Origin of the sequence: Streptomyces sp. NPDC048483 (genome assembly GCF_040651455.1) — a bacterium.
Taxonomy (GTDB): domain Bacteria; phylum Actinomycetota; class Actinomycetes; order Streptomycetales; family Streptomycetaceae; genus Streptomyces.
This window is the reverse complement of sequence record NZ_JBEZJZ010000039.1, coordinates 14,560-35,790: the sequence shown is the minus strand read 5'-3', so window position 1 is coordinate 35,790 and position 21,231 is coordinate 14,560. Positions and strand designations below refer to the sequence as shown.

Sequence of the window (21,231 nt, the reverse complement as noted above, 5' to 3'; positions counted from 1 at the left end):
GCTCTCGCCGGAGGTGGAACCGGAACCGGACGCAACGTCCTTGCCGCTCGCGGTGTTCTCAGGTGTGTTGGGGGTGCTTTCAGCGGACAAGGCGACGCTCCAGGGCTCGCAGGAGAAGAGAAGCGGGGTAGGAGATGAGGATGAAGGCGATGCCGACGACGGTGAGGGGCTCGACGATCTGGAAGGTCTTGGCGGCGAACTGCTTCGCCTCGCCGAGCATTTCCAGCACACCGATAGCGACGAGCATCGGCGAGTCCTTCAGCATCGCGATGACGTAGTTGCCCAGTGCGGGGGCGACCCGGCGGATCGCCTGCGGCAGGATCACCGCGATCCAGGTACGGCTCCGCGGCAGGCTCAGCGCGGTCGCCGCCTCCCACTGGCCGACCGGTACGCCGTCGATGCCGGCGCGGTAGACCTCCGCGGTGTACGTCGAGTAGTGCAGGCCCAGCCCGATCACGCCGGTGACCATGGCGGAGAGCGTGATCCCCCACTCGGGCATGACGTAGTAGAGGAAGAACAGCTGCACCAGTAGCGGGGTGTTGCGGACGAACTCGGTGATCGCGGTCACCGGCCAGCGCACCACCGTAAGAGAGGAGCGTTGCGCGAGTGCCCATACGAGGCCGAGAGCAAAGGCCATCAGCGAGCCGAGCGCCAGGACCTCGAGGGTGACCACCACACCCTTCCAGAACATCGGCATGAAGTCGCCGACCGCGGACCAGTCGAACTTCATCACACATCACCTTCCGCGGTGGCACCGGTGGACGGGCCGGAGGCCGTACGGGCCACCGGGCCGATCGGGCTCGACTGCTTGCCGATGTTCAGCCTCGAGGTCATACCGGCCCGCTTCGGCGGGGCCTGGCCGATGCCCGCCTTGGCGTGCCGCTCCACCACTCGCATCCCGCGGGTGAGCACAAAGGCCAGGACGAAGTACATGACCAGGATGATCGTGTAGACAGGTGTGCTCTGCGCGGTGGCATTGCGCACCAGCTGCGCGCCGAAGGTGATGTCGGGTACGCCCAGGAGCGACACCAGAGCGGTGCCCTTCAGCAGCTCGATCGCCAGGTTGTTGAACGGCGGGACCATCTCCGGCCACGCCTGCGGCAGGACGATCTTCCGCAGCTGCTGGGCGGGCGAGAAGCTGAGCGCGATGCCCGCTTCGCGCTGGCCGGGGGAGACCGCCGCGATGGCGCCCCGCACGACCTCGGCGCCGTATGCCCCGTACGTCAGGCCCAGTGCCAGGACCGCGGCCCACATCGGGGCCAGCTGCCAGCCGAAGGCCATCGGAGGCACGAAGAACATCCAGAACATGAAGATCAGCGCGGAGGTGCCCCGGAAGATCTCGAAGTAGGCGCCGGACAGAAAACGGACGGTCCGCAGCCGGTGGGTGCGCGCGATGCCGATCGTAAACGCCACCACCGCGCCGAGCGCCGCGCTGTAGACGGTCAATTGGACGGTGATCCACACGCCCCTGAGGAGGAGTTCCCACAAACCCCAGCTGATATCGCTCATGGCCGGCACTTCTCCTTGGCGGTGATCTCCGTCATCTGGTCCTTTGTGAACCCGAAAGGCCGCATGAGGTCCAGGAGTTCGCCGGACTTCTTCATCTTGTGCAGCTCGCGGTTGAACGCGTCGCGCAGATTCGTCTCCGGCGAACGGAAGGCGAAGGCGCCGACGTCGATCACCGGCTTGCCGTCCATATACGGTGTGACCTCGGCGGTCGCCTCGGCCTTGGTGGTCTTCGACTGCCGTACGACATTGCGTACGGTCACGGCTGTACCGACGAAGACGTCCACCCGGCCCTGTTCGACGGCGAGCAGGCCCGCCAGCTGGTCCGGCAGCGTGGAGATGTTCTTGACCCCGGCCTCCTCGGCGTAGCCGAGTTCCGCGTATCCCACGCCGGTCGCCATCTTCGCCCCCTTCCGGGCGATGTCCTTGTAGGTGTGCAGCCCCTTTGGATTCCCCTTGGCGACGATGAAGGCGTCCCGCATCTGGTACTCGGGATCGGCGAAAATGACCTGTTCGCAGCGCTCCGGTTGGATGTACATCCCGGCGGCGACCACATCGAACTGCTGGGAATTCAGCCCGGCGATCAGCGAGCTGAATTCGGTGGGAAAAGGCTCGACCTTGGGCACACCGAGCCGTTTGAAGATCACCTTGGCGATGGTGGGCGCCGAGCCGGTCAGCTTGCCGTCCTCGCCGATGTAGCCGTACGGCTGCTCGCCCGCCAGGCCCAGCGTCACCGAGCCCTTGGCCTTCAGCCGTTCGAGCAGATGTCCGCCGTCCTTGGCCTCGGCCGTCGGCACCCGGCTGCAGGCACTGGTCGCTCCTAGCGCACCCGCTGCGCCGAGCGCCGCTACCCCCGCGAGCAGCGAGCGACGACGGATGCCGCCTGTCGGTGGTCGTTTGATGTCTGAGGTCTTCCCCTGTGGTGGAGCCATGGGCGCGCGACTACCCGAAACTGTTGGAACATATGCCGATCGTTTCCGGCCCTTGATACAAGCGAGGGCAATACAAGTGGTGGTGATACGAGCAGTGAGACTTGTTCCGTAAGCCGGTATTGCCCCCCTACGATCTGGGCATGACCGATCGCTTCATCGAAGTCTCCCTGGACAAGCGCGGCGTCAGCTGCACGGCCAAGTTGCTCGACGACCGCGCTCCGATCACCTGTAGCGCCGTCTGGGACGCGCTCCCGCTCGGCGGCGACGTCTACCACGCCAAATACGCCCGCAACGAGATCTACGCCCTCGTTCCGCCGTTCGCCCCGCAGGAGCCGCCGCTGGAGAACCCCACGATCACACCCATCCCCGGCGACCTGTGCTACTTCACCTTCAGCGACACCCAATTGGCCACCGCGTCCTACGGCTACGAACAGGAGGCCAAGCACCAGGGCCGCGCCACCGTCGTCGATCTCGCCCTCTTCTACGAGCGCAACAACCTGCTGATCAACGGCGACGCGGGCTGGGTGCCGGGCATCGTGTGGGGCTCGGTGGTCGACGGCCTGGACCGGATGGCGGACGCCTGCCAGGACCTGTGGCGGGCCGGCGCCCTGGGGGAGACGCTCAACTTCCGCCGGGTCTAGGAGGCAGGGGGCGCGGGGATCTCCGCCGCCCCCGCCTCGTACAGCGCGTGCGCGGCGCGCAGCACCAGCGCGTCCGCGTGCCGCGCGCCCACCAGCTGTACGCCGATCGGCAGCCCGTCGCCGTCCACCCCGCAGGGCAGGGTCGCGGCGGGCTGCTGCGTCATGTTGAAGGGGTAGGTGAACGGCGTCCAGCCCGTCCAGCGGGCGTGCCCGGAACCGGACGGCACCTCGGCGCCCGCCTCGAATGCGGTGATCGGCTCGGTCGGCGTCACCAGCAGGTCGTACGCGCTGTGGAAGCGGCCCATCGCCTGGCCGAGCGCCATCCGCGTGTCGACCGCCGCCAGATAGTCGAGCGCGCTGTAACCGGCGCCCTGCTCGCAGATCTCCCGCAGCCCCGGGTCCAGCAGCTCGCGCGCCGCGCCGTCCAGGTGCTGCACGACCCGCGCCGCGCCGCTGAACCACAGCGTGTGGAACGCCTCCACCGGGTCGGCGATGCCCGGGTCGATCTCCTCGACCACCGCGCCGAGCCCGGCGAGCGCCCCCACGGCCCTGCGGACCGCCGCCGCGACCTCCGCGGCCACCGGCACGTCCCAGCCCAGCGACGGACTGAACGCCACCCGCAGCCCGGCCACCGGCCCGTCCAGCGCCGCACGGAACGAGCCGGCCGCCGCCCCCAGCTGCGACCAGTCCCGCCAGTCCGGCCCGGTGATCACATCCATCATCAGCGCCGCGTCCACCGCGCTGCGGGTCATCGGCCCGACGTGCGCCAGCGTCCCGAAGGGGCTCGCGGGGAAGTGCGGGACCCGCCCGTACGTCGCCTTGAGCGCGAAGATGCCGCAGAAGGAGGCCGGGATACGGACCGACCCGCCGCCGTCCGTGCCCAGGCTCAGCGGTCCCGCGCCCAGCGCCACCGCCGCCGCGCTGCCGCCGCTGGAGCCGCCCGCGGTGCGCTCCGGGTCGTACGGATTGCCCGTCACCCCGTGCCGCGGGCTGTCGGTGACACCCTTCCAGCCGAACTCCGGGGTGGTCGTTTTGCCGACGAACACCGCGCCGGACTCCCGCAGCCGGGCCACCGACGGCGCGTCCTCGCTCCAGGGGCCCTCCTCCCGGACCGTGCGCGAACCGCGCAGTGTCGGCGCGCCGCGGGTGAGGAGCAGGTCCTTGACGGTGACCGGGACCCCGTCCAGCAAGCCGGCGGGGGTGCCGGACCGCCAGCGCTCCGCCGACTTCTTGGCCTCGGCCAGCGCCTCGTCGGCGTCGATCCGGGTGAAGCAGTTCGTCCGGTCCTGGGCCGCCTCGGCGCGTTCCAGGACGGCCGAGGCGGCCTCGACGGGGGAGAACTCGCCGGCGGCGTACCCGGCGGTGAGGCGGGTGGCGGTGAGGTCGGCGAGGTGGGTCGGGGTCGGTTCGGTCGTCATGCGTCCTCCGAGCGTTGGCCGCCCCCGGGGAGGCGGCGGGCGAGGCCGGGGCCGGGCGGCCCGCGCCGTCACTGCACCGGTACGTACCCGAGCCGTTTGTCGACGAGATTGCGCAGCGGCCGGCCGGCCGACCACTGGTCGAAGTTGTCCTGGAACTGCTCGGCGAGCGCGTCCCGCCAGCCCAGCGTGTCGCCGCTCATGTGCGGCGAGACGATCAGGTGCGGGACGTCCCACAGGGGACTGTCGGTCGTCAGCGGCTCCTGCTCGAAGACGTCCAGCGCGGCGGCCGCGATCCGCCAGCCGCGCAGCGCCGCCACCAGATCGTCCTCGACGACCAGGGCGCCGCGCCCGATGTTGATGAACCGCGCCTGCGCCGGCATCAGGGCGAACGCCTCCTTGCCGAACAGGCCGCGGGTCGCCTCCGTCAGGGGCGCCGCGCAGACCACCCAATCCGCGCGGGGCAGCAGGCCGTTCAGCGCGTCACCCGGGTGTACGAGGCCGAATTCCGGGTCGTCCGGCCGGGCCCGGCGGCCGACAAGATCAACCTTGACACCCAGTGCCAAGAGGGTGGTGCCGATGGCCCGGCCGATCGGGCCGGAGCCCACCACGACCGCCCGGGTGCCCGCCACCCGGCGGGTCTCGCGGTGCTGCCAGCGCCGCTGCCGCTGGAGCTCCCAACTTCCGTAGAAATCTTTGGCCATGGCGATCACCAGACCGGCGACGTACTCGGCGATCGGCTGCTCGAAGACGCCCCGGGCATTGGTCACCAGCGTGTCGTCGGCGATCAGTGCCGGGCACAGCAGCCGGTCCACGCCGGCGCTGGCGGTGTGCACCCACCCGGGTTTGGGGCCCTTCTCGGGCCACGCCCGGCGGATCGCATCGGAGGTGAAATCCCAGGCCAACAGCACATCGGCGGAAGGGAGTAGGCCGGCCAGCGAGGCCTCGTCGGCATAGATCACCCGGGCTCGGCCGGTCAGCCGGTCCAGCTTCGGCGGCGGGTCGGAACCAAGGACAAGGACGGTGCTTTCGGACATAGGTCAGAAACCGTTCTGAAACGTGAGTCCCTTTTACTTAAAGGGGCGCCGAGAAGATGCCTGAGATGCGAGGATTGACCACGCTAAGAAGTCGTATCTACCGTGTCAACAACGGCTCTGTTCCGACGTCCCGGCATACACCGGCTGCATTACCTTCCCGGCCACTGGCCTGGCCATTCCAGCCCTTCGTTCTTCTAGGGGCCTTCATGGACGTCTCTTTTCTCGGAGGCCCACAGCCTCAGCTCGGTGTGGGCGTCGTCGCGCCCTTCGACTTCGCACTCGACCGTGAGCTGTGGCGCTGGGTCCCCGACGACGTGTCCCTCCATCTCACCCGGACTCCTTTCGTGCCCGTCGAGGTCAGCCTCGATCTGGCCCGTCTGGTCAGCGAGCACGAAACCCTGCAGGCCGCCGTGCAGGCACTGTGCGCGGTCTCCCCGCAGGTCATCTCCTATGCCTGCACCTCCGGCAGCTTCGTCGGAGGTGTGGCGGGCGAGCGGGCCATGTGTGCCGCCATGGCCCAGGCGGGGGAGGTTCCCTCCCTCACCACATCGGGCGCGCTCCTCGAGGCGCTGCGCGAGATCGACGCGCGGCGCATCGCGGTGGTGACCCCGTACACCAAATCGGTCACCGACTCCCTGGAGGACTATCTCGGCGAGGCGGGCATCACGGTCACCGGCCGCGCCTACCTCGGACTGACCCGGCACATCTGGAAGGTGCCCTACCGCGACGTCGTCGACATGGCCCGGGCGGCCGTGGTCGGCGCCGCCGACGCGCTCTTCATCAGCTGTACGAACCTGCCGACCTACGACGTCATCCCGCAGCTGGAGGCCGAGCTGCGGATGCCCGTACTGTCCGCCAACCAGGTCACGATGTGGGCCGCGCTGCGCGCCATCGGCGTGTACGCGGTAGGCCCGTATCAGGCGCTGCTCGACCCGGTGGCACGGCGTGGCCCCGCCGCGATGAATCAGGTGCCGGAGACGGCCGGGCCACGGGTGACCCCCGAGGCCGCGTTCGCCGGGCCGCCCGCGCCTCCTGACGGGGAGATGGGTGACGGCGTCGAGCCCTCGCCCTACCTGCCCGAGGATCCCGGACCCCAGCCCCCGGTGTGAGGCCGGTCCGCACCCGACCCCTACCCCCGCGCCCCCTCGCGCTGCCGGCGGCCCCACCGCCGGCAGCCCTCCACGGGGCACCTGCACCCACCGCCCACACACGAAAGGGAGAGCTGTATGGCATCGGTCGGCTTCCTCTACCCCGGCCACTCCGCCGAGGACGACTACCCCCGGATCGAAGGGCTGCTCGGCGGCGCGGTCCGGCTGCCGCTCGTCCACACCGATATCGGCGAGGACGCCCACCGGGTCGACGCGCTGCTGGAGATGGGCTCCGCCGCGCGTCTCGCGGCCGGCGTCGACGCGCTCAAGGAAGGCGGCGCCCAAGCCGTTGTCTGGGCCTGTACGAGCGCCAGCTTCGTCTTCGGCTGGGACGGCGCGCACGAACAGGTGCGGGAGCTGTCGGCCACGGCCGCCCTGCCCGCCTCCAGTACGTCCTTCGCCTTCGCGCACGCCGTCCAGGCGCTCGGCGCGCGCCGGGTCGCGATCGCCGCCACGTATCCGGAGGACGTGGCCGAGCACTTCCGCACCTTCTTGAAGTCCGCCGGGGCGGAGGTCGTCGCCACCTGCGGCAGCGGCATCATCACCGCCGCCGAGGTCGGCACCTGGGGCCGCGAGGAGGTGCTGCGGCTCGCGCGGGCCGGCGACCATCCCGACGCCGAGGCGGTCCTGCTGCCGGACACCGCCCTGCACACCGCCGCGTATCTGCCCGACCTCGAAGCCGAGCTGGGCAAACCGGTCCTCACCGCCAATCAGGTCACGGTGTGGGAAGGGCTGCGCCTCCTCGACCGCGAGATCTCCTGCCCGCCGCTGGGCACGCTCTTCGCTCGGGCGCCGCGCCAGTAGCCGTACTGCGCGAACAGCCGCAGCGGCGGCACCGACCCGGAAACCGGTCCGGTCGGCCCGAAGCGGTTCGACCGGCCCGGAATATTCGGAGAGCTTCTCCGGTTGACCCCCTCGCAGACCAGCGCGACGCGAGGAGGATCCGCACCGTGAGCGGCGAAGAGGACCACACCCCGGGCAACGACGACGGTATCCGGGGCCCCGCCAGGGGCACCGCCCCCGTCCCGCTGTCCGTGCTCGACCTGGTGACCGTCGGCGCCGGCAACACCGCCACCGGCGCCGTGCGCACCGCCGTCGGCATCGCCCGTGCGGCAGAGCGCCGCGGCTTCCACCGCTACTGGGTCGCCGAGCACCACTCCATGCCCGGCGTCGCCTCCTCCTCGCCCGCCGTGCTGCTCGCCCACCTCGCCGCGCACACCTCATCGATACGGCTCGGCTCCGGCGGCGTGATGCTCCCCAACCACGCGCCGCTGGTCATCGCCGAGCAGTTCGGCACGCTGGAGGCGATGGCCCCCGGCCGCGTCGACCTGGGCCTGGGCCGCGCACCGGGCACGGACGGCGCCACGGCGGCCGCGCTGCGCCGTACCGAGCGAAGCCGAGAGCTTGGGGAAGAATTTCCTCAGCAGCTGCTCGAGTTGACCCGCTTCCTGGACGGCTCCTTCCCCGACGGCCACCCGTACGCCAAGATCCACGCCGTCCCCGGCCCGGTGCAGGCCACCTCGCCCGGCGGCGTCCAGTCCCCCCACCGTCCGCCCCTCTGGCTGCTCGGCTCCTCCGGCTTCAGCGCCCAGCTCGCCGGCGCGCTCGGCCTGCCGTTCGCCTTTGCGCACCACTTCTCCGCTGCCAACACCGTCCCCGCCCTCGACCTCTACCGCTCCTCCTTCCGCCCCTCCGAGGCCCTCTCCGAGCCGTACGCCCTCATAGGTGTCGCGGCCCTGGCCGGCGAGGACGAGCGCGAGGCCCGCCGCCAGGTCATGACCGGCGCCCTGTCGATGATCCGCCTGCGCACCGGCCGCCCCGGCCTGGTGCCCACCCCGGAGGAGGCCGAGTCCTACGAGTTCAGCGAACGGGAACGCGACTTCGTCGACACCTGGCTGGGCAATGTCATCCACGGCACCCCCGACACCGTCCGGCAGGGCCTCGACGACCTCGCCAAGCGCACCGGCGCGGACGAGCTGATGATCACGGCCAATGCGCACGACGGCGCGGCCAGGCTGAGGTCGTACGAGCTGATAGCCGATGCGTACGGGCTCCCGCAGGGGTAGGCCGTACGCCGGGCCGGCGGCCCCCCGGCCCCGCCGGAGGGGCGATCAGCTCCCCGTCCGCCGCCCCGCATCCAGCAGCGCCTCCACCCGGTCCGGGGCCACCGGCCGGGAGTAGAGCCAGCCCTGCCCCGTGTCGCAGCCGATGCGGCGCAGCCGTTCCGCCTGCTCGGCGCTCTCGACGCATTCGGCGGTGACGGTGAGGCCGAGGCGGTGGGCGAGGGCCACCAGAGCCTCGACGATCATTTCGTCGGCGGGGTTGGGGTGTTCCTGGGAGCGGAAGCCGTGGACGAAGGAACCGTCCAGCTTGAGGACGGAGACGGGGAGGCGGCTGAGGTAGGCGAGGTTGGAGTAGCCGGTGCCGAAGTCGTCGATGGCGATGCGTACGCCCATGTCGCTGAGGGCCTGGAGGGCCTGCAGGGGCCGGCCGGCCGAGCCCATCACCGCGGACTCGGTCAGTTCCAGCTGGAGGAGGCGCGGCGGCAGGCCCGTCTCGGCCAGGATGCCGGCCACGTCCGCGACCAGGTCGGAGTCCCACACCTGACGTACGGCCACATTGACGCTGACGAACAGCGGCTGGCCGCCGGGGTGCGCCAGCTGCCAGGCGCGGGCCTGGTGGCAGGCCCGTTCCAGGACCCAGCGGCCCAGTTCGACGATGGCGCCGTTCTCCTCCGCCAGTGCGATGAACCGATTCGGCGACAGCATTCCGAACTGCGGATGCCGCCAGCGCACCAGCGCCTCGACGCCCTGCGCCCGGCCGTCACCCAGTCCGACCAGTGGCTGGTACTCAAGGGTGAATTCGCCGCGGTCGACGGCCGGGCGGAGCGTGCTGGACAGCGCCTGGCGGGTCATCCGGTGCGCATTGCGCTCCGGGTCGAAGAGGGTCCAGCGGGCCTTGCCGTCCTCCTTTGCCCAGAACAGCGTGGTGTCCGCGGCCTGCATCAGCCCGGTGACGGTGGTGCCGGCGGCGGCCCGCTCGACGACGCCGATGCTCGCCGAGACCGACAGCCGCTGGCCCGCCAGGTCGAACGGCCGCTGCAACGCGTCGAGCACGCACCGGGCCAGTTCGGCCAGCTGGTCGGTCCCGGTGGAGTTTTCCACCAGAAGGGCGAATTCATCACCCCCGAGGCGCGCCACCAGATGGCCGCCGTGTCCGGGGCCGCGGTCGCCGACCGTCTCCGCGCAGCGGGTCAGCCGCTGGGCGACGGCGCTCAGCAGCCGGTCGCCGACGCGGTGCCCGAGGGTGTCGTTGACGGCCTTGAAGCCGTCCAGGTCGAGGTAGCACAGCCCGATCCGTCCGGTACCGGCCGGTTCGAAGGCGGCCGCCTCCAGGGCGGCGGAGAGCCGCTCGAAGAAGAGCGCACGGTTGGGCAGGCGGGTCACCGGGTCGTGCATCTGCAGATGCCGCAGGCGGGCGAGCAGATCGTGCCGGTCGCTGATGTCGGCGACGGACAGCAGCACCCGGTCCTCACCCATCTGCGGCTCGACGGTGACTTCCACCCAGACGGAGTGCCCGTCGGGGTGTTTGAGGCGGCGGGTGCAGTGCAGCCGGTCGCTGCGGCCGCACAGCACCTCGCGGTAGGCGGTCCACACCCGCGGGTCCGCGCCGAGGTCGGTGAGGTCCGCGGCGGTGGCGGCGACCAAGTCGTCCGGGTCGGTGCCGACCAGTTCGCCGAAGGCGGGGTTGGCCGCGAGGACCAGTCCGTCGCGGTTGAGGACGGCCATCGGGAGACGGGCGGCGTGGAAGGCGGCGCGGTAGTCGGCGAGCGCGGCGGCGGTGTCGTCGCAGCGGCCCAGGGGGAGGTGCCGCGTACCGCCGGATCCTTTGGTCCTGCCATCACGTTCCGTCACGGATGGCAGCGTCGCTCCGCGCGTGCGGCCCGTGCTGTCGGGGTGTCCGCTCACTGCTCGCTCCCGCATGGCGCTTGTCTCGTGATGGAGGGTGGATCTCGCGCTGGAAAGTGTGGCGATCATAGAGGCTGGTGCAGGGGCCGATCCAGCGACGCAGCCGTGATCATCGACCTGCATGACGGAACTTCAGCCATTTCTGCACGGCTGTGTTCGCGCCGATTACACGAATGGCCGTTTGTCACTTTCCGTTACGGGACAGCCGCGACGCGCCGCGTCACTCGTCTGGGCTCCCGAGCAGGACGAACGGCAAGAAACGCCACAGGGTGGGGGAGGTTTCTCGAATCCGTCCCGTGGAGGTCGATGTGCCGCGCGACCAGACACCCGACGGGGTGGAGCGCCGCCGCCTGAGGCGCCTCGCAGCCGTCACCACCTCGCTGAGCGCGCTGATCGCGACCTCCGTCGTCGCGGGGCCCGCCACCGCCTCCGAGGCCGCCCACTCCTGCGCGCTGGGACGCACCGAGGCCCATCACTCCGAGGGCCTGGACAGCTGGAACGGCGGCTATCCCCGCCCCACCGGCAAGCTCGACGCCGTCATGATCTTCCTGTCCTTCCCCGACTCCCGTCCCATAGCCCGGCCGGGCGAACTCTCCAAGGACTATTTCCCGGCCACTTCACGCTTCTTCGACCGCGCCTCGTACGGCAGGTTCCGGCTGCGCTCGCACCTCCACCAGAAGTGGGTGCAGATGCCGCACCGGTCCGCCGCGTACGGAATACAGCGCGACTGGGACGCCGGCCGCCGTTCGGCCTATCTGCGCGACGCGGTCGCCGCCGCGGACTCCTCGGTGGACTTCAGCCGCTACGACCTGGTCTATTTCGTCGCCGACCCGGACGCTCCGGGCGTCGACTCGGACGCCACCAAGGTCGTCAACCTGGACGAGCCGATGCACGCCGACCACACCGACCTGCGCCGCTTCGTGACCGTCTTCGAGCAGAGCCCGCCGGACCGCAATGTCCTCGCCCACGAGACGGGCCACGTCTTCGACCTGCCGGACCTCTACCACCGCCCGCAGGACGGCAGGGGCGACTGGGACACCTATGTGGGGGACTGGGACCTCATGGGCAGCCAGTTCGGCCTGGCGCCCGATCCCTTCGCCTGGCACAAGTGGAAGCTCGGCTGGCTCGGCGACGACCAGGTGGACTGCACACCCCTGAGCCGCGCGCCCTCACTGCACTCGCTGCGCCCCCTGTCCGCCCCCACCGAGCCCGGCGACGACCGCCGCCGACGGCTGCTGGTGGTCCGTACGGGCCCGGACAGCGTCCTCGCCCTCGAGGCGCGCGGCGCGGCCGGCAACGACCGCTCCGTATGCAGCCAGGGCATCCTGGCCTACCGCGTGCACAGCGACACGGCCTCCGGGTCGGGCCCGGTGCACGTACTGGACGGCCATCCCGGCACCGCGGGGTGCTGGGGCACCTCCGTCTACCCGCCGCTCGCGGACGCGCCACTGGGTGTGGGGGAGAGCCTGACCGACGCGCACGCCGGCGTACGGATCCAGGTCGAGCGCCGCAGCTCCGACGGGGACTGGACGGTCAAGGTCGCCCGCGCCGACTGAACCGCGCACCCGGGCACGACGAAGGCCCCCACCGAGGTGAGGGCCTTCGACCGTCTGTGCGCCGCCAGGGACTCGAACCCCGGACCCGCTGATTAAGAGTCAGCTGCTCTAACCAACTGAGCTAGCGGCGCCTGCTGACGGAGGAAACAGTAGCACCCGGCCCGGGGAGGGCGAAAATCGGTTTCGCTCAGCCCGGAGTCAGCGCCGGAACCGGGCCCTGAGGTGCGGTTTCGCGCTCCTCCTCGGCCGCCCAGCGGGCCGCGCGGACACAGGCCCACAGCAGGACGTCGGGGCCCGGCAGCCATGGATTGCGGACGTCGGGAGCGACCAGCCACCGGGAGGCGGCCGGGGTGGCCGCGCCCCCGGCGCCCTCCGCGCCGTCGACGGAGGTGTGGCAGGGGTGCAGCGGCGGGACCGTCACCGCGTCCCCGCTGCCGTGGCACAGCAGCGGCGGTACGGCGCGCGCCCACTCCTCCCAGCCGAGCAGCGACGGCAGCCGGTGGGCGCTCCCGGCGGCGGCGAACAGCAGGATCCGGCCGCGGTGCGCCGCCACCGGCCCCGAGCCGGGGCCCACGGACCATAACCGGTCCACCATGCGGCGCCCGAAGAGTGCCGGGGCGTTGATCACGTCGAAGGCGGTGCCGCACGGCAGCACGCTGGGGGCGGCGGGGTGCGTCGCCCACAGGGCCTGGAGGGTGTGCGGATGAGGGCTGGCGGAGGCGAGCCAGTCGGCGCCCGCGAGGGTGACGTACGCCGCTGTGGGGAACGTGAGGGTCCGGGGAGTGTCGGGCAGCCAGTCGCTCATGGGGGCAGGTCTACCCATTTCCCGCGTTCTGGATATGCGGATTGCCGGAAAACGGGGTGGCGCCGAGTGTGAGCAGGTATCTTGCCCGCTTTGCATATGCCAGCGGCTCATAGTCGGGGAACATGAGCCGTTCTGAGGTACGTGTGACGAGTGATACGGGCGGGACGTGCCGGCCGGTGTTCAGCCGGCGTCGGCGATGTGGGTGCCGCCGTCCCGCATCAGACCGCGGCCGAACTCGATCATCTTCAGCGCGTAGTCCTCGGACCACTCCGCCTGCTCGGCGAGCACGGCCAGCGGCATCCGGTCGAACCGCTTCGGGTCGGTCAGCTGGGCGGCCGCGATCGCCTGGTACTCCGTGGCGCGGTCGGCCGCCACGCGGAACGCCAGCGTCAGCTCCGTGGAGCGGCGCAGCAGCTCGCACGGGTCCTCCATCGACTCCAGGTCGAAGAAGTGCTCGGGGTCGGCGACGGCCTCGGGCGGCTCGAAGACCAGTGACGCGGGCCTCCTGCGCCGGGGTGCCGGCGCCTCGGCGCGGGGGTCGGAAGCCGGACGCGGCTGGGACATGTACGTACCTCCAGGATCGTGTGCCGCATTCCATTGTCCCGCGTCGCGCAAGTGGGCCACAGGGGCGGGGGCCGGGCCCTGGGTTTTTCCCGCCGCCCCCCCTTCGGGGGGTGGGCGGGTGAGGACGTGCGGTTCGCGGGTGGGCGGCCTGTGCGGCACGCCGGACGCCGGACCCGTAGCGCGGCCCCGGCCCCGGCCCCGCCCGTCGGCCCGGTCTACGGTCTCCACCGCACCCGGTGCTCCGACAGATGTGCCAGGACGGCGTGGTTGGCCTCCCAGCCGTCGGGGAACTTGACCGTGACGCCCAGCTGGACCGGCTCGGTCGAAGGGTGCTCGTCCAGCAGCTCGGCGACGCCCTCGCGGCACACCACGATGCAGGCGTGGCGGTGGCGGGAGGCGAGCACGCACAGCCGGCCGGTCTCCAGGTGGAAGGCGGTGGCGTCGGGGCGGCCGGAGAGCGGGTGCAGCACGACCGTGACGTCGAACTCGCGGCCCTGGAGGCGGTTTGCGGTGTCCACCGTGACGCCGGTGACGCCCAGGTCGGCGAGCGCGGCACGGACCGCCGCCGCCTGGTCGCGATGGGCCGTGCCGACCGCGATCCGGTCGGCCGTCAGCGGCACCGGGTCGGGGGAGTTCTCGCTGGTCGCGGCGCCACCGCGGTCGAGCAGCCGGCGCGCCACCCGGGCCACCGCGCGCACCGCCTCCGGGTCCGTACGGGGCGTATGGCGGGCGGGGAGTTCGAGCAGGCCCCAGCCGGACTCGGCGGCCTCGTCCAGGACCCGGTCCACGCCCGAGCCGTCCCCGGCCACCCCGAAGGCAAGGCGGCGGTCACCGTGGTCCGTACCGCTGCGGAACGGCGTGTACGGGTAGAACGCGTCGGACACCAGGGGCGCGGCGGAGGCCGGGAGGCGCCAGGAGACCGGGAGGCGGTGCTGCGGCAGGTCGGGGTTGTGCGCCAGGAGCGTGGCCACGGCACTGGAGGACGGGTCGTACGCCAGCCCGGCCCACTGGTCGGCGCCCACCACGCTGAACGGGTCCAGCTGGCCCGGATCGCCGACGAACAGCGCCCGCTCGAAGAGCCCGGCGACGGCCAGCAGCGCATCGGAGCGCATCTGGTACGCCTCGTCCACGATGGCGTGCTGCCAGGGCGTCTCGACCTTGGTGTAGGCCCACTTGGCGGCCGTCGAGACGACGATGTCCATGCCCGCCAGGTCGGCGACCTTGGCGGACGTACGGACCGAGGGGAGCTCGGCCAGCGCGGGGTCGAAGGCGTTCACGTCGCTGCTGTGGAGGCGGCCGACCGGCAGGCCGGGGTCCTTGTCGGCCAGGCGGAGGACGAGATCGTCCACCTGGGCGTTGGTCTGGGCGACGACCATCAACGGGCGCCCCGCGGCGGCCAGTTCGCGGGCCGCGCGGACCACCAGGGTGGACTTGCCCGCGCCCGGCGGGGAGTCGACGACCACGCCGCGCCGGCTGCCGTGCAGCGTGTCATGCAGGATCGCGTCCGTCGCGGCGGCGGCCGCGGCCGACGGGTCGAGGCGAGAACCAAGCACGCGCAACCTCCTTGTCTTTCGGGGCAACCGGGCTGGTTCCGACCCGGCTGGTGTTGATCGTGTAAGACTCGATCGTTTGCTGAGCGACCGAGCGGTGTGAGCCAGGAATCCCCCTGCCCAGCTGGGGGAGGGTTCAAAGGAAATCCTCCGCGGTCACGGGGTCGGGGGCGCCCGCGGCGGCGGTCGGCGGCGGCCCGCCGTGCGTCCAGGGGGTGTCCTCGGGGTCCGGCAGCCCGGGGCCGCCGCGCGGGGAATGCTCGAACAGCGTCCACGTCACCGCATCGCCGGGCTCCGGCACCGAACCGGGCTCCGGCTCCTTGCCGCGCCCCATCCCGCCCGTCAGCCGCACCACCGGGCCGCCGCGCTCCCCGGCCACATAGGAGACGAACTCGGCGGTCTGGGTCCGGCCGTCGGGCAGCGGGCGGTAGAGCCTGGTGTTCTCGGACAGCTGCGGGCGGTCGGCCGTGCGCAGCGTGACCAGCGGGCGCGGCATCGGCCGCCGACCCTCGGAGTACGCCATCTCGGTATGGACGACCGTGCCGCACATCGCCTCGCCGGACAGCCGGCGGCCCGCCATCACCAGCGGGTCGTCCAGCGCCTCCTGGGCGTCGAGCTGGGCCTGCGCGGCCTCGCGGGAGGCCAGCTTCTGGGCGGCGGTGATGGCGTCGTCCCGCCTCGGCTGCGGCGGTTCCCCGGCGCGCACCCGGTCGCGGTGCGCGGTGTAGGACCAGCGGTCGCGCTTCCAGCGGTCGGTGACCCGGGCCCCCGGCGGCAGACCGCGCAGCAGCTCGAGGCCCTGCCAGACGGCGTCCCAGGTCGGCCGCAGCTGGCCTTCGACCAGGGTGCGGATCTCTTCTTCGGCGTCGGACAGCCCGGCGTCGTAGCGGGCCATGGCGGGGGAGAGCAGCCGGTTGTCGAACGCCGGGTCCGTGGCCGGGCCGGCCGGCGGGCACAGCAGCTGGCCGTCGGCGTCGCGCCCCGTCTCCGCCCGCTCGGCCGCCTCCTGGCCCGACCCGCCCGGCGGCGGGTCGATCCAGGCGAGCAGCGCGCCCAGATGCTGGTCCTCCAGCATGCTCTGCCCGGTGGCCCAGTGGCGGCTCAGCAGTCCCGTCATGGACAGCAGCAGACTGGCGCCCGGCACCCGGGCCCGCTCACCGAAATGAGTGAACCAGCGGCCCAGCAGCGGGACATGCGGCGGCGCGGGATACGGCGTCTCCGGCTCCTGCTCGGCCGTCCGCCGGAAGCGCATCGAGCGTCCCAGCAGCCGTACGAACTCGATGCCCGAGGCGCTCGGCACGATCAACTGCGGGGCATCCGCGCACAGTTCGACCTGCACCGGGACCCGCTTGCCGGTCTCCGGATCGGTCTCCTTGCGCTCCTCCCACTCGACGGTGTCCGCGAAGCCGTCCACATACGGCAGCACCGACTCCGCCAGCTCCGCCAGGAACGCGAACCGCAGCTCGCGGTCGCGCGGCTGCGGTACGGCCAGCAGCTGCGGCTTCTCACGGTCCGTACCGACCAGCATGCCCAGCGGGGCGCCGGCCTCGCCCGCGGTCGTGAGCGGGACGAGGACCAGCGGCCGTTCGGACAGATGGCGGTGGCGCGCCGTGGTCAGCGGCGCGGCGCGGCCCGCCGCCACCGCCTCCATCCGGGCCAGCGTCTCGATCAGGGACATGCCCGCTCCTCTGCCGCGGCGGCCAGCGCCTCGGCGCGCAGCGCGGCCGCCCGGCGCAGGGCGAGCACGGCCGGGTCGTCGGGGCCCGCGACGGGGCCGTCCGCGCGCTCGGGTCCGGCCGCCGTGAGCACCGCCTCGATGGTGTGCAGCCCGCCCAGCTCACCGCGCACCCCGCGCCCCAGCGACTCCACCGCGCCCTGCTGACGGGACCGCTTACGGCAGTGGAAGGCCAGCTCGCAGGAGGCCAGGCACTCCGGGGAGTAGGCCGCGTCGACCGTCTCGACGGCCGCGGTCAGCTCCTCGGCCGGCCGTGTCGGCGTCCTGCCGTCGTCCGCGAGCCGCAGATCGAAGGTGGTTCCCGGGGGGAGGGCGGCGGCGATCTCCTCGACGCGGGTGAGGCGGGTGAGCTGCCGCCGGGTCGTCGCGAGCTGTTTGCGGACGTCGACGGCCGCGGCGGTGGGGAGGTTGGAGAAGTCCTTCGGGCAGACCAGCAGCACCCGGTCGCGGACCCGCACCGTGCGCCCCGTCCGGGCGGTGACATGCCCGGCGACGTTCTCGAGCGCGAGCACGTACACCGCCGCCTGGCGGGCCGCCTCGCCCACCTTGGAGGCGTCCGCCGCGCCGTCGATCATCGGGAAGGACTTGATCTCCACGACCGTCCAGCTGCCGTCCGGATGCACCACCACCGCATCCGGCTCCACATAGACCGGCGAGCCGGCCACCTCGACGGCCAGCATCGGATGGTCCAGCAGCGCCCAGCCCCCGGCCGCGGTCGCCTCGCGCAGCGCCAGCGCCGTACGGGCCGCGCGGCCCTCGAGGCCGGCGGCGGACAGATCGGGGACGGCGACCTCCTCGGCCTCCGGTGGCGCGGTGCCCGTCCGGAGCCGCTCGTGCAGCAGCTGCATTAGGGCCGCGCCGCCGTCGGCCTTGACCCGTGACTCGAAGGTGATGCCACGCATGATCGCGAACTGGGACTGGCCGTATGTCGCGGGTGAGCCGAGCGCCTGCGCCAGCGCCCCCTTGTCGATCCCCGCGCCGTCCAGCAGCGCACGGCGCCGGCAGCCCGGGTTGGCGGCCAGCGCGGCCAGCGCACGGGCATCGAGCGAACGGGGCCGTACGCCGGGACCGCGCAGCTCGGCGAGCCTGCCCCGGCCGACGCCGGGAGGTGCCCCCATGCGCAGGCTCGGTGTCGGCGTCTGCTGCCCCGCCGGCGGAGCGGCCGCCGCGGGTCGACTGTCGCGGGAAACGTTCACCTGCGAAAGTCTCGCATCCGGCACTGACACGCGGGGCAACCCCCCACAGATCGGCGCCCGATGAGGTCCTGTCCCGGTGGCGGCGGCATCCCCGGTTACGGACATATCCACCCCGTGCGCGATGATGGAACCGAGTACCGCGGTCAACGCCGCCCGCGCCGAGAACACTCAACCACCAGTGATCAGCGAACGACCGAGAGATTCGGCGCACGACCGAGAAATTCGGCGAGAGGCGAGAGGCACGACCATGGCAGCGCGCATATTCCTGGCCCGGCACGGGCAGACCGAGTGGTCCCGTTCCGGCAAGCACACCGGACGTACCGACATCCCCCTCCTGGACGAGGGCCGCCGCGGCGCCAAGCTCCTGGGCGAGCGCCTGCACCGCACCCCCTGGAACGGCCTGCCCGACGTCGAGGTCCGCACCAGCCCCCTCGTCCGCGCGAAGGAGACCTGCGAACTGGCCGGCTTCGGCGGCCGGGCGCAGGACTGGGACGCGCTGATGGAGTTCGACTACGGCGCGTACGAGGGGCTGACCCCGGCCGAGATCAAGGCCGGCCGCCCCGACTGGCTCATCTGGCGCGACGGCGTCCCCGAGGGCGAGACCCTCGCCCAGGTGACCGCCCGGGCCGACGAGGTCATCGCCTGGGCCCGCGCCGCCGACCGCGACGTCCTGCTCTTCGCCCACGGCCACATCCTGCGTGCCCTCGGCGCCCGCTGGCTGGGCCTGGACATCTCCTTCGGCGCCCGCATCCGGCTGGACCCCACTTCCCTGTCGGTGCTCGGCTGGGCCTACGGGGAGCCGGCGATCGAGCGGTGGAACGACACGGGCCACCTGGGCTGACGGGGCGGAAGCCGCGGGGGCGAAGTGCGCGGCGAGGGCCGGGGCACTGCCGCCGCGGCAGCGCAACCCGGCCGGCCCGGTGTTCCTGGACGAGGGGATGCGCAGCCTGTACGCCGCCCGGCACGTCAAGGCGTGCGATGCGGCGGCCTGCCTCGGGCTCGGCTCCGGACGCCCCCGGCGACCCGCAGACGGCGGAGCTGACGGCCGAACCGACCGCATCCGGCCCCGAGTTCAGCGGTCAGAGCGCCGCCGCTCCCGCCGACGCATGCCGGTCCAGGAAGTCGGCGACCGGGCCGGTGCCCCGGTGGCCGTGGAGGGTGCGGGCGGTGCGGTCGAGCATCGTGCGGATACGGGCCGACTGGACCTGGTCCAGCAGGGCCAGGGCCCGCATCCCGGTTGCCGCGGCCTCCTCCGGGGCGCCGCTGTCCGCCAGATCGCCCGCCAGTTCCGCGGTGAACAGGGCGATGTTCCGGGTGAAGTGAGGGTCCTGCAGACTCACCGCACGGCGCGCGAAATCCGCCGCGCGCTCCCCCTTGCCCAGCGCCGACCAGCACTGCGCCGCCAGGCCCGCCAGTTCGGCCTCGCCGTAAAAGGTCATCCATTCGGGGTCGTTGTCCCGGTGCCCGGCCGCGAAGAGCCGCTCGGCCCGCGCCAGCGCCTGCTCGCAGCCCGTACGGTCCGCCAGCGCCGCCCAGCCGCCCGCCTCCCGCAGCGCCAGCAGCGACAGCAGCCGGGGCGAGCCGAGGTGCTTGGCGGCCTGCTGCGCGGCCTGGGCGGCGCGCACCGCCTCGCGGGGGCGCCCGGCATCGCGGGCCAGGAAGGCGGTGTTGCAGAAGGCGTGCGCCTCCAGGGCCGCGTCCCCGCAGACCCGTGCGGTGGCCAGGGCCTCGGCGTAGTGCGAGCGGGCGTCGTCGAAGCGGCCCGAGTCGTGTGCCAACCAGCCCACGGTGATGGCGAGTTCGCCCGCCCCGGAGTGCAGCCGGTCGGCGACCGAGCGGCGCTGGGTGCCGGCGTCCAGCAGTTCGTAGGCGGCCCGCAGCGGCGGGGTGGCGCGGCGGTAGATGCCCTCCGCGCCGTGCCGGTCGTCCAGCAGTCGGATCCGGCGGACGGCTTCCTCGACGGCGGTGGCCTCGGCCGCGCCGACCCGGCCGGCGGGTGCCCGGGGGCCGGGCACGGCTGCGGCGGCTCCGGTGGGGTGCAGGGCGCTGATGCCCAGGGCGGCCGCCGGGCCGCCGGTGATGAACGCGCGACGCAGCACGTCGCTCTCCTCGCAGATCTGGATACAGGTATCGCGGTGGTCGGGGTCGGGTGCCAGGGGCGCGGCGCTCACCGCCGTACGCGCCCCCCGTCCGCGTACCGTCTCGCGCGGCGCGAAGCCCATGTCCGGCAGCGCCAGACCGGGGAACATGTGCCGGAACACGCGCTCGTAGGCGTAGTTCGGGCAGCGGATCTCCCCGGACTCGACGCGGCCCACATAGCGGGCGTCGCACGAGACCTGCTCTCCGATCTCACGGGCGGACCGTCGGACCGCCGCCGCGAACTCGCCCGGGGACAGCCGGCCGCGCAGCTGTCGGAAAGCGGTGTTCGGGCGGGCGGGTACGGTGTGGGACGACGCTGATTCTGCTGGTGGCGACGCCATGGCGGACCCTCTCCGTGGCCTTTCCGTGCCATCTTGTGGCGGTGCCGCTTCCTGGCGGTGCGGCGGGGACGACCGTACCGGCTACCAGGGGCGCGATACCCAGCGTTTGGTCACAAACCGCCCATCTCACCTGTGATCCGCCATGAAGTGCCATCCTTTGCAGCGTTACGCCGCCGTAGCTGTTGACATGCGAAGCCGTTGAACTCGGTGTAAAGGGCGCGGCGCGTGCATGAGGAGGGGTTCTCCATGTGGGAGACCGGCGTGAGCAGAGGCGTGGGCGGATCCGGACGGGGCGCGCCGCAGGGGGGCGCAGCGCCGTGTGACCTCGTCACGGTGCCCGCCCGGCAGGGACTGGAGGCCGTCGACATCCTGCGGCTGCGGGACGGCGTCGGGCCGGTCCTGCACGACGGCGCCTGCCACACCCTCGGCTTCCTGGTGCCGCCGGGCACGGCCGACGGCTGGGACGTACCGGGCAGCGCCTGCACCCAGACGTACGGGCGCGGGCCGGTGCCGGGGGCGGTGTGCGACGGGGACGCGGTGCCGGAGCCGCCGGTGTCGGGCACCGGCTGGCTGGTGCCGCCGGAGGGCGCGTACGCCGACGCCACCGACCCGGCCGTGCTGCGGGCGGCGCTCGGCGAGGCGGCCCGCACGATCGAGGCCGTCGACCGCTGTCAGTGAGGCCGGCGGCCGGACGGGCT

Annotated in this window: 19 protein-coding genes and 1 tRNA gene; 7 read left to right on the top strand and 13 right to left on the bottom strand. The window is 72.4% G+C overall.

Annotated elements, in window-relative coordinates; translation table 11 throughout:
- Positions 1-79: 79 nt before the first annotated feature.
- From ehuD to ehuB, 3 genes are read right to left on the bottom strand one after another with little or no spacing between them, the layout of a single operon-like run.
- A complete protein-coding gene (gene ehuD / locus AB0D04_RS20810) occupies positions 80-730 on the bottom strand; it encodes an ectoine/hydroxyectoine ABC transporter permease subunit EhuD (protein WP_362705206.1) in 651 nt (216 codons plus the stop codon).
- On the bottom strand, positions 730-1,509 hold the full coding sequence (gene ehuC / locus AB0D04_RS20805; protein WP_362705203.1) for an ectoine/hydroxyectoine ABC transporter permease subunit EhuC: 780 nt from the start codon (positions 1,507-1,509) through the stop codon (positions 730-732). The genes ehuD and ehuC overlap by 1 nt, the downstream gene beginning before the upstream one ends.
- Complete coding sequence (gene ehuB / locus AB0D04_RS20800; RefSeq protein ID WP_362705201.1) at positions 1,506-2,438, bottom strand: ectoine/hydroxyectoine ABC transporter substrate-binding protein EhuB; 933 nt, start codon at positions 2,436-2,438, stop codon at positions 1,506-1,508. The genes ehuC and ehuB overlap by 4 nt, the downstream gene beginning before the upstream one ends.
- Positions 2,439-2,578: 140 nt before the next feature.
- On the opposite strand from ehuB, the gene AB0D04_RS20795 reads away from it, so the two are divergent.
- Positions 2,579-3,079, top strand: coding sequence for a DUF3830 family protein (locus tag AB0D04_RS20795; RefSeq protein ID WP_362705198.1), 501 nt, complete (start codon positions 2,579-2,581; stop codon positions 3,077-3,079).
- On the opposite strand, the gene AB0D04_RS20790 is transcribed toward AB0D04_RS20795, so the two are convergent.
- Entirely contained in the window at positions 3,076-4,497 is a 1,422-nt protein-coding gene (locus AB0D04_RS20790) for an amidase (protein ID WP_362705195.1), read from the bottom strand. The two genes, AB0D04_RS20795 and AB0D04_RS20790, sit on opposite strands and share 4 nt — an antisense overlap.
- A 68-nt stretch (positions 4,498-4,565) precedes the next feature.
- Complete coding sequence (locus AB0D04_RS20785) at positions 4,566-5,531, bottom strand: D-2-hydroxyacid dehydrogenase (protein ID WP_362705192.1); 966 nt, start codon at positions 5,529-5,531, stop codon at positions 4,566-4,568.
- 206 nt (positions 5,532-5,737) lie between these two features.
- On the opposite strand from AB0D04_RS20785, the gene AB0D04_RS20780 reads away from it, so the two are divergent.
- The 3 genes from AB0D04_RS20780 (at position 5,738) to AB0D04_RS20770 (ending at position 8,745) form a co-directional block, all read left to right on the top strand.
- Positions 5,738-6,640, top strand: coding sequence for a decarboxylase (locus AB0D04_RS20780; RefSeq protein ID WP_362705189.1), 903 nt, complete (start codon positions 5,738-5,740; stop codon positions 6,638-6,640).
- A gap of 117 nt (positions 6,641-6,757) precedes the next feature.
- A complete protein-coding gene (locus tag AB0D04_RS20775) occupies positions 6,758-7,483 on the top strand; it encodes a decarboxylase (protein ID WP_362705187.1) in 726 nt (241 codons plus the stop codon).
- Between the two features lie 146 nt (positions 7,484-7,629).
- On the top strand, positions 7,630-8,745 hold the full coding sequence (locus tag AB0D04_RS20770) for an LLM class flavin-dependent oxidoreductase (RefSeq protein WP_362705186.1): 1,116 nt from the start codon (positions 7,630-7,632) through the stop codon (positions 8,743-8,745).
- 45 nt (positions 8,746-8,790) lie between these two features.
- Here AB0D04_RS20770 and AB0D04_RS20765 read toward each other — a convergent pair whose 3' ends face one another.
- Complete coding sequence (locus AB0D04_RS20765; protein WP_362705185.1) at positions 8,791-10,593, bottom strand: EAL domain-containing protein; 1,803 nt, start codon at positions 10,591-10,593, stop codon at positions 8,791-8,793.
- Positions 10,594-10,955: 362 nt separating this feature from the next.
- On the opposite strand from AB0D04_RS20765, the gene AB0D04_RS20760 reads away from it, so the two are divergent.
- Positions 10,956-12,203, top strand: a complete 1,248-nt coding sequence (locus AB0D04_RS20760; RefSeq protein WP_362705269.1) for a M6 family metalloprotease domain-containing protein — start codon at positions 10,956-10,958, stop codon at positions 12,201-12,203.
- Between the two features lie 57 nt (positions 12,204-12,260).
- On the opposite strand, the gene AB0D04_RS20755 is transcribed toward AB0D04_RS20760, so the two are convergent.
- From AB0D04_RS20755 to AB0D04_RS20730, 6 genes are all read right to left on the bottom strand, one after another.
- Positions 12,261-12,334, bottom strand: a tRNA-Lys gene (locus AB0D04_RS20755).
- Positions 12,335-12,390: 56 nt separating this feature from the next.
- Positions 12,391-13,008 (bottom strand): hypothetical protein, encoded by a 618-nt coding sequence (locus AB0D04_RS20750; RefSeq protein WP_362705184.1) that lies wholly within the window; start codon positions 13,006-13,008, stop codon positions 12,391-12,393.
- Positions 13,009-13,188: 180 nt separating this feature from the next.
- Positions 13,189-13,572 carry a hypothetical protein gene (locus tag AB0D04_RS20745; protein WP_362705183.1) on the bottom strand — a complete coding sequence of 128 codons (384 nt, stop codon included), beginning with the start codon at positions 13,570-13,572 and terminating at the stop codon, positions 13,189-13,191.
- Positions 13,573-13,787: 215 nt separating this feature from the next.
- Positions 13,788-15,125 carry an AAA domain-containing protein gene (locus AB0D04_RS20740; protein WP_362705180.1) on the bottom strand — a complete coding sequence of 446 codons (1,338 nt, stop codon included), beginning with the start codon at positions 15,123-15,125 and terminating at the stop codon, positions 13,788-13,790.
- A 133-nt stretch (positions 15,126-15,258) separates the two neighbouring features.
- Complete coding sequence (locus AB0D04_RS20735; RefSeq protein ID WP_362705178.1) at positions 15,259-16,800, bottom strand: hypothetical protein; 1,542 nt, start codon at positions 16,798-16,800, stop codon at positions 15,259-15,261.
- Positions 16,791-17,975, bottom strand: a complete 1,185-nt coding sequence (locus AB0D04_RS20730) for a hypothetical protein (protein ID WP_362705266.1) — start codon at positions 17,973-17,975, stop codon at positions 16,791-16,793. Before AB0D04_RS20730 ends, AB0D04_RS20735 begins: the two co-directional genes overlap by 10 nt.
- A gap of 325 nt (positions 17,976-18,300) precedes the next feature.
- On the opposite strand from AB0D04_RS20730, the gene AB0D04_RS20725 reads away from it, so the two are divergent.
- Positions 18,301-18,894, top strand: coding sequence for a histidine phosphatase family protein (locus AB0D04_RS20725; RefSeq protein ID WP_362705176.1), 594 nt, complete (start codon positions 18,301-18,303; stop codon positions 18,892-18,894).
- A 238-nt stretch (positions 18,895-19,132) separates the two neighbouring features.
- On the opposite strand, the gene AB0D04_RS20720 is transcribed toward AB0D04_RS20725, so the two are convergent.
- Complete coding sequence (locus AB0D04_RS20720; RefSeq protein ID WP_362705175.1) at positions 19,133-20,533, bottom strand: tetratricopeptide repeat protein; 1,401 nt, start codon at positions 20,531-20,533, stop codon at positions 19,133-19,135.
- Positions 20,534-20,779: 246 nt separating this feature from the next.
- On the opposite strand from AB0D04_RS20720, the gene AB0D04_RS20715 reads away from it, so the two are divergent.
- Positions 20,780-21,211: a hypothetical protein gene (locus AB0D04_RS20715; protein ID WP_362705173.1), complete on the top strand. Its 432-nt coding sequence runs from the start codon at positions 20,780-20,782 to the stop codon at positions 21,209-21,211.
- Positions 21,212-21,231 lie beyond the last annotated feature (20 nt).